Below are 13,334 nucleotides of genomic sequence, written 5' to 3'. Positions count from 1 at the left end.
GACTTATTGACCCAACTTCAGGCGAGCAGTCTCGCCACTGGTGAACGGAGCGACATCAACCACCTGCCCGTTGTAGCTGACCTGCGCGCCACGGGCGAACCCCAGACGCACGGAAAACGGTGGCTTGCCGCTCACGGAAACGTTTTCGCCTTTGCGCTTGAGACCGCTCAACAGCACCTTGCCGGTGCCATCGGTCACTTGCGTCCAGCAATCAGCAGTGAATTGCAGTTGAACCTGACCCTGGCCGGCAACCGGAGCAGCCGCTGCTGGAGCGGGAATGGTCGGAGTAACCGAGGCGCTCGCAGGCGGGGCTGATACAACAGGAGCAGTCGGGGATGGCGTGGTCAGAGCCGCGACAACCGGAGCGGTGTTGTGCGTCGGTGCAACGGGCGCTGGCGCAGCAGGTGCAGTCGGAGGCGCGGTCGCTTCAGCTTCGGCCGGTGCTTCAGAGGAATTTTCGGCTTGTGGCAACGCCAGCGACGTCGAGCCTTCAGCCTGACCTTCCGCGACGGCCTGGTCTTCCGGCTCGTCCAGCGGATGGATCTGGGTGGTGCCGTCAGCGCCTTCGACTTCAACGTGTTCCGGGCTCAGGCTAGTCAGGTCTTTGGTGCGCAATGAGGTTTGATCCTGCCACCAGACAAAACCACCACCAATCACTGCCAACAGCAACAGCAGGCTGACAACTCGCAAAATGGTGTGGGAAACCCGAACCGGCTCTTCGATACGTCCCAGGCTATGAACGTTGCTGCCCTGGGAGTCGGTGCCGGTGGATTGGTCGAACTGTTGGACCAGTACGGTTTGATCCATGCCGAGCAATTTCGCGTAGGCGCGAATATAACCGCGAGCAAAGGTATGCCCAGGCAGCTTGTCGAAAGCGCCGGCTTCCAGATTGCTCAGGGAATTGACGGTGAGGTTGAGCTTGAGGGCCACTTCGGCCAGCGACCAGCCATTGCTTTCGCGGGCCTGGCGCAAGGTCTCACCGGGATTAACGCGATTCGCTGCTACAACTTCGGGATGCGCCGCTTTCATCATTGCTCCGACAGGTATTGCTGATATTCCGGCGTACCGGGATAGAGTCGTTTTAGTTGCAGGCCAAAACTGGCGGCCTTGTCGCGATCATCAAACACTTTTGCCAGCCGAACGCCGAGCAATAGACTACGTGCATTTTGCTCGGTGAGCAGGCTAAAACGATCGTAATAGTCACGCGCGGGCACATAATGCCTGTCTTCGAAGGACAACTCAGCCATTTCCAGCAATGCACGTGGCTGTTGGCGATTCAAACGCAGGGATTTTTCCAGCTGCTGCTGCGCCAGATCGCACTGCCCCAGCTTCGAAGCGGTCATGCCGAGGTTCTCGAACACCCGTGAGCGCTCAGGATACAAGGTATCGGCGGCGGCCTGTTCAAAGCGCTCGTACGCCTCTTTGTAACGTTTTTCTTCGAAAAGAAAACTGCCGTAGTTGTTCAGGATTCGCGCATCGTTGGGGCGGGAAGACAGCGCCTTGCGAAAATGCTGATCCGCCAGCTCCGGCTCCATCTCGGCCTGGAATACCAGGCCCAACGCAGCGTTGGCATCCGGATCCGAGTCATCCAGGTCCAGCGCTTTCTTCAACGGTACTTTCGCCCGTTCGGTCATACCCTGTTGCAAGTACCCCAAGCCCAGCTGCACATAGGCAACGCGCGCCTCATCGCGGCCCTTGCTGGTCTTCATCGGGTTGAAATCGCCCGACAGGACACAACCAGCACACAGGCTGGCCAACAGCAAAAGCAGCGCTAAGCGCAGGGACATAGAGATCCTCTCTTAATTATTGTTCGCAGCGTTCTGCGCGATATCGTTTTCGGCGCTTAACTCACGCACGGCGATATAACGCTCGCTGCGACGGGTGCGATCCAGCACCTGCCCTACCAATTGGCCACACGCAGCATCGATGTCTTCACCGCGGGTGGTGCGTACGGTGACATTGAAGCCGGCATGGTGAAGCTGATCCTGGAAACGACGAATCGCGTTGTTGCTCGGGCGCTCGTAACCGGAATGCGGGAACGGGTTGAACGGAATCAGGTTGATCTTGCACGGGATGTTCTTGAGCAACTCGATCATTTCGACCGCGTGTTCGACCTTGTCGTTGATGTCCTTGAGCAAGGTGTACTCAATGGTCAGCACGCGCTTCTCGCCCAGGGACGACATGTAGCGCTGGCACGACTCGAGCAGCATCTTAAGCGGATACTTCTTGTTGATCGGCACCAATTGGTTACGCAATGCGTCGTTCGGTGCGTGCAGGGACAACGCCAGGGAGACGTCGATGTGCTTGGACAGCTCATCGATCATCGGCACCACACCCGAGGTAGACAGGGTAACGCGGCGCTTGGAGATCCCGTAGCCCAGGTCATCCATCATCAGATGCATGGCGGCCACGACGTTGTCGAAGTTCAGCAGCGGCTCACCCATGCCCATCATCACCACGTTGGTGATGGCACGGTCGGCGGTCGCCGGGATGCTGCCGAACGATTTATTGGCAATCCACACCTGGCCGATGACTTCGGCGGCAGTGAGGTTGCTGTTGAATCCTTGCTTGCCGGTGGAGCAGAAACTGCAATCCAGGGCACAGCCTGCCTGGGACGAAACGCACAAAGTGCCGCGTTTGCCCTGGGGAATGTACACGGTCTCGACGCAGCTACCGGACGCCACGCGCACCACCCACTTGCGGGTGCCGTCGGTGGAGATGTCCTCGCTGACAACTTCAGGACCGCGAACCTCGGCAATAACCTTGAGCTTGTCGCGCAAGGCCTTGCTGACGTTCGTCATGGCGTCGAAATCATCGACGCCAAGGTGGTGAATCCATTTCATTACCTGACCGGCACGGAAACGCTTCTCCCCGATTGAGTCGAAGAATTTTTCCATTTCCAGCTGAGTCAGACCCAGCAGGTTGGTTTTTACAGTCGATGTAGTCATGGATTCACCTTCACTCTTAAGCCAATGCTTAGCGAGTGGTTACTTCAGTAGCTGCGAAGAAGTACGAGATTTCGCGAGCAGCAGCGGCTTCGGAGTCCGAACCGTGTACAGCGTTGGCGTCGATGGAATCAGCGAAGTCAGCGCGGATGGTACCGGCAGCAGCTTCTTTAGGGTTGGTAGCGCCCATCAGCTCACGGTTCAGAGCGATAGCGTTTTCGCCTTCCAGAACCTGAACGACAACCGGACCGGAGATCATGAAAGCAACCAGGTCGCCGAAGAAACCACGAGCGCTGTGCTCAGCGTAGAAGCCTTCAGCTTCAGCTTTGGACAGTTGCTTCAGTTTCGAAGCTACAACGCGCAGGCCAGCTTTTTCGAAACGAGTGGTGATCTCGCCGATAACGTTTTTTGCAACAGCGTCAGGCTTGATGATGGAGAAAGTACGTTGAACAGCCATGGTGTAACTCCAGAAACGGTAATTTGCGAAAAATTAAACCCGCGAATTATACGCGGGTTCTTTGGTATTGCCTAACGGCTTACAGGTCGCGACCCTCCGCCTTCTGTAGGAGCTGCCGAAGGCTGCGATCCTTTGATCCTGGTCTTGCACTTGAGATTCAAGTGGCATCGGAAAAGATCGCAGCCTCGCTTCGCTCGTCAGCTCCTACTCTGCTTCTTCGATCCAGGCGGCCTGAATGGCTTCAAGCACCTTCTCGCCACCGCGGGTCGGATCATCACTGAACTCCGGCAATGCCAGCACCCACTTGTGCAGATCGACGAAGTTCACGTAACGCGGGTCCACATCCGGCTTGGATTCAGCCAGCTGGATCGCGATTTCCAGCACATCAACCCATTTCAGACTCATTTCAGTTCCTTGAATCAGTGCGGCGCTTCAGCCGCATGGTTGACCGAGTATTTCGGAATTTCGACAGTCAGGTCTTCATTCCCGACGATCGCCTGACAGCCTAGACGCGATTGCGCCTCCAGACCCCAGGCACGATCAAGAAAGTCTTCTTCCAGCTCATCCGCTTCTTCCAGCGAGTCAAAGCCTTCACGAATGATGCAATGACAGGTGGTGCAGGCGCAGACGCCGCCACAGGCGCTTTCCATCTCGATATGGTGCTCGTGGGCCAGCTCGAGAATGGATGTGCCAGGCTCAGCCTCCACAACCATACCTTCCGGGCAGAACTTCTCGTGTGGCAGAAAAATGACCTGCGGCATCGTTATTCCTCAATCTCATTCAGGTTGCGCCCCGCCAGCGCGGCTTTCACCGTAGAGTCCAGGCGGCGGGCAGCAAAGGCATCGGTCACTTGCGACAGACGCTTGGTCTGCTGCTCGATGGCGTAACCATCAGTACCTTTCATCAATTCGGTCAGTTCCTGCATCTGCAATTCGATGACCATGCGCTCTTCGGCGTCGAGCAAACGCTCGCCATCGACATCGAGGGCGCCCTGCACCGCTTCGATCAGGCGCTGGGCATCGACCTGCTGTTCACGCAACACCCGGGCGACCTTGTCGTCGTTGGCGTGCTGGAACGAGTCCTTGAGCATTTTGGCGATTTCGCCATCCGTCAGACCGTAGGACGGCTTGACCTGGATGCTGGCCTCAATGCCCGAGCCCAGTTCGCGGGCAGATACACTGAGCAGACCGTCGGCATCGACCTGGAAGGTCACGCGAATCTTCGCCGCACCGGCCACCATCGCCGGAATGCCGCGCAATTCGAAGCGTGCCAGGGAGCGGCAGTCGCTGATCAGCTCGCGCTCACCCTGCAATACGTGGATCGCCATGGCCGACTGGCCATCTTTATAAGTCGTGAAGTCCTGAGCTCGGGCGACAGGGATGGTGGTGTTGCGTGGAATCACCTTCTCCATCAGTCCGCCCATGGTTTCCAGCCCCAGGGACAACGGAATCACGTCAAGCAACAGCAACTCATCGCCATCACGCTTGTTGCCAGCCAGGGTATCGGCCTGGATCGCGGCACCAATGGCCACCACTTGATCCGGATCGATTTCGGTCAACGGCTCGCGACCGAAGGCTTCTGCGACGGCTTCGCGGACGCGAGGCACACGAGTCGAACCACCGACCATGACCACGGCATGCACTTCTTCCAGCTCGATGCCGGAATCACGCACAGCGCGGCGACAGGCTTTCAGGCTGCGAGCAACCATCGGCTCGATCAGCGCATTGAAGGCTTCACGGGTCAGCTCGGCTTTCCAGTCGCCATAAGCGACTTCAACGGTCGAGGTATTGGTCAGGGCTTCTTTGGCCGCACAAGCGGTTTGCAGCAGATGGCGTTGCGCACCCGGATCGAGGTCGGCGGACAGACCGGCGCTATCGATGATCCAGCCAGCGATTGCGTGGTCGAAGTCATCGCCGCCCAGCGCACTGTCGCCGCCGGTAGCCAAAACTTCAAACACACCGCCAGTCAGGCGCAGAATCGAAATATCAAAGGTGCCGCCACCCAGGTCATAAATAGCGACCAGGCCTTCAGCGTGCTGATCCAGACCGTAAGCCACAGCAGCGGCAGTCGGCTCATTGAGCAGACGCAGCACATTAAGACCGGCCAGTTTGGCGGCATCCTTGGTGGCTTGACGCTGAGCATCGTCGAAATAGGCCGGAACGGTGATCACCGCGCCTACCAGTTCGCCACCCAACGTCGCTTCGGCGCGCTGACGCAGCACTTTCAGGATATCGGCGGAAACTTCGACCGGGCTTTTCGGGCCCTGAATCGTGTCGATGAACGGCATGTGCGATTCGCCGCCGACAAAGCGGTACGGCAGTTGATCGCCCAATTGCTTGACGTCGGAGAGACCACGACCCATCAAGCGCTTGACCGACAGCACGGTGTTCAAAGGGTCAGTGGCGGCAGCCAGCTTGGCCGACTCGCCGACTTCGACGCGATCAGCGTGATAGCGCACGGCAGACGGCAGGATGACCTGCCCGTCAGCGTCAGCCAGAGGCTCGGAAAGACCACTGCGCAATGCAGCGACCAGCGAATTGGTAGTGCCCAAGTCGATCCCCACAGCCAGACGACGCTGGTGCGGTTGAGGACTTTGGCCGGGTTCGGCGATCTGCAGTAGGGCCATCGTTATCAGGACTTATCTGTATATCAGGCGTGCGACCGGAGCGGCACTGGGTTAATCGTCGAGGCGCTCTTCTAACTGGCGCACTTCGTAGGTGAGCTTGTCGAGGAACTGCATGCGCCGCATCAGGCGTTCGGCCTGTTCACGTTGCGCTGCATCATCCCAACAGGCTGCGAAGCTTTCGTTCAGTTCATCCTGCGCAGTCTTCAGGCGACGCTTGAACACTGCAACACCCGCCAGGTCGGCGCTGTCTTGCAGATCTTCGAGCTCTTCACGCAGCTCCATCTGCTGCAGAAGAAACTCCGGATCATGCACCGTGACCTCCAGCGGCAGCTCGCGACCGCCCATGGCGAGCAAGTAACGCGCGCGCTTTGGGGGACTTTTGAGCGTCTGGTAGGCCTCGTTGAGGCTCGCGGATTGCTCTAGCGCCAGCCGCTGCTCGCGCTCGGAAGCGTCTGCAAAGCGGTCCGGATGAACACCGCGCGCCAACTCACGGTAGCGCGTGGCCAACTGATCGAGATCCAGACGGAAGCTCGGTTTCAGCTCAAATAAAGCGAAATGACAAGGAGTACCCACGCGCAGCCTCAGATGTTGAAGCTTTCGCCGCAGCCACATTCACCGCGCACGTTGGGGTTGTTGAACTTGAAGCCTTCGTTCAACCCTTCCTTGACGAAATCGAGTTCGGTGCCGTCCAGGTAGGCCAGGCTTTTCGGGTCGATGATCACTTTCTCGCCGTGACTTTCGAACACCTGATCCTCTGCAACCACCTCGTCGACAAACTCCAGCACGTAGGCAAGGCCGGAACAGCCCGTGGTGCGAACACCCAGACGAATCCCTTCACCTTTGCCGCGCCCGTTGAGGGAGCGTCGCACGTGTTGAGCAGCCGCTTCTGTCATGCTGATAGCCATCGGTGACTCCTTACTCGTCGCCAAAACTTGAAAGTCAGATCAAGCCTTTCTTCTGCTTGTAGTCGCGAACGGCCGCTTTGATAGCGTCTTCAGCAAGTACGGAGCAGTGAATTTTTACTGGCGGCAGAGCCAGTTCTTCAGCCAGCTGAGTGTTTTTGATGGTCTCTGCTTCATCCAGAGTCTTGCCTTTCATCCACTCGGTCGCCAGGGAGCTGGAGGCGATAGCCGAACCGCAACCGTAGGTCTTGAACTTGGCGTCTTCGATGATGCCTTGCTCGTTGACCTTGATCTGCAGACGCATCACGTCGCCGCACGCCGGAGCGCCGACCATGCCGGTGCCGACATCAGGGTCTTCCGCGTCCATCTTGCCGACGTTGCGCGGGTTCTCGTAGTGGTCGATGACCTTTTCGCTGTAAGCCATGATTCTTAATCCTCACTCATCAGAGAGTCGCTCTTAAGCCCTGAAAACCTGCGTCTTACAGGGCCGGTTTGCGGCGACTTGAAATCAGTGTGCCGCCCACTCGATTTTCGAAATGTCGACACCGTCTTTGTACATGTCCCACAGCGGCGACAGAGTGCGCAGCTTGGTAACGGCCTCGCAGACTTTCTGCGCGGCGTAGTCGATTTCTTCTTCGGTGGTGAAACGGCCGAAGGTGAAGCGAATCGAGCTGTGTGCCAGTTCGTCGTTGCGGCCCAGGGCGCGCAGTACGTACGAAGGCTCAAGGGAAGCCGAGGTGCAGGCCGAACCGGACGAAACCGCCAGATCCTTGAGCGCCATGATCAGCGACTCGCCTTCAACGTAGTTGAAGCTCAGGTTCAGGTTGTGCGGTACGCGGGCGGTCATGCTGCCATTGATGTACAGCTCTTCCAGGCCTTCGACCTGTTTGAAGAAGCGGTCACTCAGGGCCTTGATGCGGATGTTCTCGGCAACCATGTCTTCCTTGGCTACGCGGAAGGCTTCGCCCATGCCAACGATCTGGTGGGTCGCCAGAGTGCCCGAACGCATACCGCGTTCGTGACCGCCGCCGTGCATGGTCGCTTCGATGCGAACACGCGGCTTGCGGCTCACGTACAGTGCGCCGATGCCTTTAGGGCCGTAGGTTTTATGGGCAGAGAACGACATCATGTCGACTTTCAGCTTCGACAGGTCGATATCGACCTTGCCGGTGGACTGAGCAGCGTCGACGTGGAACAGGATGCCCTTGGAACGGGTCAGTTCGCCGATGGCTGCGATGTCGTTGATGGTGCCGATTTCGTTGTTCACGTGCATGACCGAAACCAGGATGGTGTCGTCGCGCAGGGCAGCTTCGATCATCTCTGGGGTGACCAGACCATCAGTGCGCGGCTCGATGTAGGTGACTTCGAAGCCTTCACGTTCCAGTTGGCGCATGGTGTCGAGGACAGCCTTGTGCTCAATCTTGGTGGTGATCAGGTGTTTGCCTTTGGTGGCATAGAAATGCGCCGCACCCTTGATTGCCAGGTTGTCGGACTCGGTGGCACCGGAGGTCCAAACGATTTCACGCGGGTCGGCATTGACCAGGTCAGCGACCTGACGACGAGCGTTTTCGACGGACTCTTCAGCTTTCCAGCCGAACACGTGGGAACGGGACGCCGGGTTACCGAAGTTTCCGTCGACCAGCAGGCATTCACTCATCTTTTGCGCTACACGCGGATCAACCGGGGTGGTCGCAGAGTAATCAAGGTAAATCGGCAATTTCATGGACTATCTCCTAAATCAGGCTGGCTGGCGTGCCGCTAGCTCTTTGGCTGTCATTCGACGGCGGACGCTTCAATCTTGTCCAGGCGCGGCGCTTTGCTGTTGCAACGGCGCTGATCCTGACGCTGGGCTACTTCTTGTACCTCACGGCGAGTGACAAGGTCAGCCAAGCTGATACCGCTCAGAAACTCGTGAATCTGCAGGCTCAGATCGCACCACAAGTGGTGGGTCAGACAGGTGTCGCCTTGATGGCAATCGCCCTGGCCCTGGCATTTGGTGGCATCGACCGATTCGTTAACCGCATCGATCACCTGGGCGACCTGGATACCCTGCATGTCGCGCGACAGCTGATAGCCGCCGCCTGGACCACGGACGCTGGACACCAGATTGCTGCGGCGCAATTTGGCGAAGAGCTGTTCGAGGTAGGACAGGGAGATGCCTTGGCGCTCGGAGATATCGGCCAGGGACACCGGCCCGTGCTGCGCGTGCAACGCCAGGTCAAGCATGGCGGTTACGGCGTATCGGCCTTTTGTAGTCAGTCGCATGGACAATTACCACGGAGTTCAGAATGGGGCGAGTATGCAATTCCCGAGTATTTAAGTCAACTATAAGACCTAGTACTTTAGTCAGGATTACCCGCAAAAGAGCGGCCGCATCATAGCAAAGGCGGGCCGCTTACAGCCAGCAGTACCGCGTTATCGTTCTTCGCGAGCAAGCCCGCTCCCACAAGGACGATGAGCATCCTGTGGGAGCGGGCTTGCTCGCGAAGGGGCCAACTCGGTTTAACTGGCCTGACTCTGATCCTTGTCCTTCACACAGGCAAAGTCTTCTTCACGCAGCTCAGGCAGATCCTTGGCACAGTAATTACTGCCCAGATCCTTCAACGCCCCGCACATCCCCTCCAGACGACCATCGACCGCCTGCAAGTGATCCAGCAATTGGCCAATCGCACGCGCTACCGGGTCCGGCATATCTTCGCCGACACCGTAGGCATCGAAACCGATTTTCTCGGCCATGGCCTTACGCTTGGCGTCCTGCTCATCGTCAGACTTGACGATGATCCGCCCCGGAATGCCGACCACCGTCGCACCCGCCGGAACCGCCTTGGTGACCACGGCATTGGAACCGACCTTGGCCCCGGCGCCGACCGTGAACGGGCCAAGCACCTTGGCGCCCGCCCCTACCACTACACCATCTTCCAGAGTCGGGTGACGCTTGCCCTTGTTCCAACTGGTGCCGCCCAGGGTCACGCCCTGATAAAGGGTGACGTCGTTGCCGATCTCAGCGGTTTCACCGATGACGATGCCCATGCCATGGTCAATAAAGAAGCGACGACCTACCTTGGCGCCCGGATGGATCTCAATCCCGGTCAACCAGCGACCGAAGTTCGACACCAGTCTCGCCAGCCACTTCCAGCCCATACCCCACAGAGCCGACGACAGGCGATGGATCCAGATGGCGTGCATGCCCGGGTAGCACGTCAGAACTTCAAAGGCGTTGCGCGCTGCCGGATCACGATGGAAAACACTCTGGATATCTTCACGCAAACGCTCGAACATTTTTAATCCTTCCGCTTAAGAAGCTCACCACGGGCCGCTTTCTGGGTTTCCGTGAGGATGCCACGCAATATATTCATTTCCGCCCGGCTGACCGAGCTGCGTCCGTACAACCGGCGCAGGCGCGCCATCAAGTGCCGCGGCTTTTCCGGATCGAGGAATTCAATGGCCACCAGGGTTTGCTCCAGGTGCTCATAGAATCGCTCCAGCTCATCCATAGTCGCCAGCTCACCACTTTTGGTGGACGCCACTTCATCCTTCTCGACCTTGCTCGGCTGGCCTTGGGCCGCGAGCCAGGACATGCGCACTTCATAACTCAACACCTGCACCGCCGCCCCAAGGTTCAGCGAACTGAACTCAGGGTCTGATGGGATGTGCACGTGATAATGACATCGCTGCAGCTCTTCATTGGTCAGACCGGAATCTTCACGACCAAAGACCAAGGCAATCTCGGCACCCGACGCGGCCTCCTCGACCACTTTCACTCCGCATTCGCGGGGATCGAGCAACGGCCAGGGAATGCGACGGTCACGGGCGCTGGTGCCGAGCACCAGATTGCAGCCAACCAAGGCATCTTCCAAGGTGGCGACGACTTGCGCGTTTTCAAGGATGTCACCGGCACCGGAAGCACGAGCATCGGCTTCGTGATGCGGGAACAACCGCGGTTCGACCAGCACCAGCCGCGACAGGCCCATGTTCTTCATGGCACGCGCAGCCCCGCCGATGTTGCCGGGATGGCTGGTATTGACCAGGACGACACGAATGTTATGCAGCAAGGGAGGCGCTCTCGAACACGTTAATGGGGAGCAGAATCTTACAGCTCAACCTACCGTTAAGCTATGAAAGCGAACACTGACCTTCACCTGTAGAAACTTTCTGATAGAATGCCCGGCTTTCTTTAACAACCTTAGGTGACAAATCCATGCAGCCCATGCTGAATATCGCGCTGCGCGCCGCCCGCAGCGCCAGTGAATTGATCTTCCGCTCCATCGAGCGCCTGGATACCATCAAGGTCGACGAAAAAGACGCCAAGGATTACGTATCCGAGGTGGATCGCGCCGCCGAACAGAAAATCATCGACGCGCTGCGCAAGGCCTACCCTACCCACGGCATTCTCGGCGAAGAAACCGGCATGCACCCGGGTAGCGGCGAAGGCGAAGAATACCTGTGGATCATCGATCCACTGGACGGCACCACCAACTTCCTGCGCGGCATTCCTCACTTCGCTGTCAGCATCGCCTGCAAATACCGCGGCCGCCTTGAACACGCTGTTGTTCTGGACCCGGTTCGCCAGGAAGAATTCACCGCCAGCCGTGGTCGCGGCGCTCAACTGAACGGTCGTCGTCTGCGCGTCAGCGGCCGCACCAGCCTGGACGGCGCTCTGCTGGGTACCGGCTTCCCGTTCCGCGATGACCAGATGGACAACCTCGACAACTACCTGGGCATGTTCCGCGCCCTGGTTGGTCAGACTGCCGGCATCCGCCGCGCTGGCTCGGCGAGCCTGGACCTGGCTTACGTAGCGGCCGGCCGTTTCGACGCATTCTGGGAGTCAGGCCTGTCCGAGTGGGACATGGCTGCAGGCGCCCTGCTGATTCAGGAAGCAGGCGGCCTGGTGAGCGACTTCACCGGCGGTCACGACTTCCTTGAGAAAGGCCACGTCGTTGCCGGTAACACCAAATGCTTCAAAGCAGTACTGACGGCCATCCAGCCGCACCTGCCGGCCTCGCTGAAACGCTAAGCGAGCAGCCAGAAAAGGCACCCCTCGGGGTGCTTTTTTTATGCCTGAAATCCAATCGCCGAAAACACCACAGGTCCAATGTGGGAGCGGGCTTGCTCGCGAAAGCGGTGCGTCATCCAACATAAATGCTGAATATTACATCGCCTTCGCGAGCAAGCCCGCTCCCACAAGGGATTAGCGGCGGTACATAAATCGCAGGCATCGGCATAGGGGACGGCCGTCACAGGCCGCGCCCCTGCCACACCACCCGGCATGCGGGTCCGCACCGGGCGGTTCGAGAGATTGAGGTTATGAGAGACGTACTAATCCCAGCCTGTCGAACCACGCAATAGTAAGCACGCGGTTCAGCTCCAGACGACTGTTATGCCACCAGCGGCAGGTGTTTCCTGCCACCTTCTGCGCCACCTGGTTACTCGCGCCAAGTGCTCGCAGCTCACGATACGTCGTCGTTCCGCGCTTCCATTGTTTAAGCTGGATCGCTCGCAGTCGGTGCCGTATCCATTCGTCCAGCTCACACCAGACGGCTGGAGTTTGCGACAACCCGAAGTAAGCTTTCCAACCCAAAATGTAAGGTCGCAGGTCGTCGACAATCAGCTGCAAGCTACGGCCACATGAGCGTCAGGTGTACCAGCGTATTCGTTGCTTGAACTGCTTCTGCGCTTTATAGGACGCAGCACGTTTGACCTCACCGCGGCCCGACCACAACTCGTAGCCCAGAAACTTGCGGCCGAACGCACTCGCCACCGCACTCTTGTTCTCGTTGACGCTCAAGTGCAGCTTTTCGTACAGCTGCCTCAGCAGGGCCATTACCCGCTGCCCCGCCTTCTGACTGCGAACATACACGTTCGCATCATCGGCATAGCGCACAAAACAATGTCCCCTGCGCTCAAGCTCTCGGTCCACTTCGTCCAGCAGCACATTCGCCAGCAACGGCGACAGCGTGGGCCGCCTTGCGGCGCCCCGCAGCGGCTTTTCTCGACCACGCCATTGATCAGCGTTCCCGCATCCAGATAGGCGCGAATCAGCCGGATAACCGCCCGATCCGCAATCCGCTTGCGTAAACGGTCGATCAGAATGTCGTGATCGACCCGGTCGAAGAATTTTTCCAGGTCAACATCCACGACCACCTTGCGCCCCGAGGACACGTAACGCTGAGCCGCCAAAACGGCGTCCTGCGCACAGCGCCCCGGACGAAAACCGTAGCTGTGCTCACTGAAGGTTGGATCAAGCAGAGGCTGCAACACTTGCAGCAACGCTTGCTGGATCAAGCGGTCGGTGACCGTTGGGATACCCAACTCGCGCTCACCGCCGTCAGGTTTGGGAATGACTACACGCTTTACCGGACTGGGCCGGTAGGCTCTCGAAAGAAGCTGTTCACGAATCGCCGCCC

At 58.5% G+C, this 13,334-nt stretch carries 15 protein-coding genes and 1 pseudogene; 1 reads left to right on the top strand and 15 read right to left on the bottom strand.

Translation table 11 applies throughout. From position 1 onward, the window contains the following. Positions 1-3: 3 nt before the first annotated feature. The 14 genes from E3W21_RS01140 to trmJ form a co-directional block, all read right to left on the bottom strand. Positions 4-1,029 (bottom strand): RodZ family helix-turn-helix domain-containing protein, encoded by a 1,026-nt coding sequence (locus E3W21_RS01140; protein WP_134417303.1) that lies wholly within the window; start codon positions 1,027-1,029, stop codon positions 4-6. Then, positions 1,029-1,787, bottom strand: coding sequence for a type IV pilus biogenesis/stability protein PilW (gene pilW, locus E3W21_RS01135; RefSeq protein WP_134417301.1), 759 nt, complete (start codon positions 1,785-1,787; stop codon positions 1,029-1,031). The genes E3W21_RS01140 and pilW overlap by 1 nt, the downstream gene beginning before the upstream one ends. A 12-nt stretch (positions 1,788-1,799) precedes the next feature. Beyond that, positions 1,800-2,948 (bottom strand): 23S rRNA (adenine(2503)-C(2))-methyltransferase RlmN, encoded by a 1,149-nt coding sequence (gene rlmN / locus E3W21_RS01130; RefSeq protein WP_033061468.1) that lies wholly within the window; start codon positions 2,946-2,948, stop codon positions 1,800-1,802. Between the two features lie 28 nt (positions 2,949-2,976). Continuing rightward, a complete protein-coding gene (ndk, locus tag E3W21_RS01125; protein ID WP_007916882.1) occupies positions 2,977-3,402 on the bottom strand; it encodes a nucleoside-diphosphate kinase in 426 nt (141 codons plus the stop codon). 204 nt (positions 3,403-3,606) lie between these two features. Further along, entirely contained in the window at positions 3,607-3,807 is a 201-nt protein-coding gene (gene iscX, locus E3W21_RS01120) for a Fe-S cluster assembly protein IscX (protein WP_116581898.1), read from the bottom strand. Positions 3,808-3,821: 14 nt separating this feature from the next. After that, complete coding sequence (gene fdx / locus E3W21_RS01115) at positions 3,822-4,163, bottom strand: ISC system 2Fe-2S type ferredoxin (RefSeq protein WP_033061467.1); 342 nt, start codon at positions 4,161-4,163, stop codon at positions 3,822-3,824. A gap of 2 nt (positions 4,164-4,165) precedes the next feature. Continuing rightward, the gene (hscA, locus tag E3W21_RS01110; RefSeq protein ID WP_134417299.1) at positions 4,166-6,028 is read right to left on the bottom strand and encodes a Fe-S protein assembly chaperone HscA; all 1,863 of its coding nucleotides are present in this window, start codon (positions 6,026-6,028) and stop codon (positions 4,166-4,168) included. A gap of 51 nt (positions 6,029-6,079) precedes the next feature. Then, a complete protein-coding gene (hscB, locus tag E3W21_RS01105) occupies positions 6,080-6,601 on the bottom strand; it encodes a co-chaperone HscB (RefSeq protein WP_008070981.1) in 522 nt (173 codons plus the stop codon). A gap of 8 nt (positions 6,602-6,609) precedes the next feature. Further along, entirely contained in the window at positions 6,610-6,933 is a 324-nt protein-coding gene (gene iscA, locus E3W21_RS01100; protein ID WP_007903589.1) for an iron-sulfur cluster assembly protein IscA, read from the bottom strand. A 34-nt stretch (positions 6,934-6,967) separates the two neighbouring features. After that, a complete protein-coding gene (iscU, locus tag E3W21_RS01095; protein WP_003443374.1) occupies positions 6,968-7,354 on the bottom strand; it encodes a Fe-S cluster assembly scaffold IscU in 387 nt (128 codons plus the stop codon). Between the two features lie 84 nt (positions 7,355-7,438). Continuing rightward, positions 7,439-8,653 (bottom strand): IscS subfamily cysteine desulfurase, encoded by a 1,215-nt coding sequence (locus tag E3W21_RS01090; RefSeq protein WP_074873944.1) that lies wholly within the window; start codon positions 8,651-8,653, stop codon positions 7,439-7,441. 50 nt (positions 8,654-8,703) lie between these two features. After that, the gene (iscR, locus tag E3W21_RS01085) at positions 8,704-9,195 is read right to left on the bottom strand and encodes a Fe-S cluster assembly transcriptional regulator IscR (protein WP_007903581.1); all 492 of its coding nucleotides are present in this window, start codon (positions 9,193-9,195) and stop codon (positions 8,704-8,706) included. A 237-nt stretch (positions 9,196-9,432) separates the two neighbouring features. After that, positions 9,433-10,209, bottom strand: a complete 777-nt coding sequence (gene cysE, locus E3W21_RS01080; RefSeq protein ID WP_134417297.1) for a serine O-acetyltransferase — start codon at positions 10,207-10,209, stop codon at positions 9,433-9,435. A gap of 2 nt (positions 10,210-10,211) precedes the next feature. Further along, positions 10,212-10,982, bottom strand: a complete 771-nt coding sequence (trmJ, locus tag E3W21_RS01075) for a tRNA (cytosine(32)/uridine(32)-2'-O)-methyltransferase TrmJ (RefSeq protein WP_010457884.1) — start codon at positions 10,980-10,982, stop codon at positions 10,212-10,214. A 146-nt stretch (positions 10,983-11,128) separates the two neighbouring features. Here trmJ and suhB point away from each other — a divergent pair, with 146 nt between their 5' ends. Beyond that, complete coding sequence (suhB, locus tag E3W21_RS01070) at positions 11,129-11,944, top strand: inositol-phosphate phosphatase (RefSeq protein ID WP_008147729.1); 816 nt, start codon at positions 11,129-11,131, stop codon at positions 11,942-11,944. Positions 11,945-12,232: 288 nt separating this feature from the next. On the opposite strand, the pseudogene ltrA reads toward suhB, so the two are convergent. Continuing rightward, positions 12,233-13,334: pseudogene (gene ltrA, locus E3W21_RS01060) on the bottom strand (group II intron reverse transcriptase/maturase); the annotation flags it as partial.

Origin of the sequence: Pseudomonas sp. F01002, assembly GCF_004402115.1 — a bacterium.
GTDB classification, from domain to species: domain Bacteria; phylum Pseudomonadota; class Gammaproteobacteria; order Pseudomonadales; family Pseudomonadaceae; genus Aquipseudomonas; species Aquipseudomonas frigoris.
Note: the sequence above shows the minus strand (reverse complement) of the source record. Positions and strands in the feature narration are given on the sequence as shown.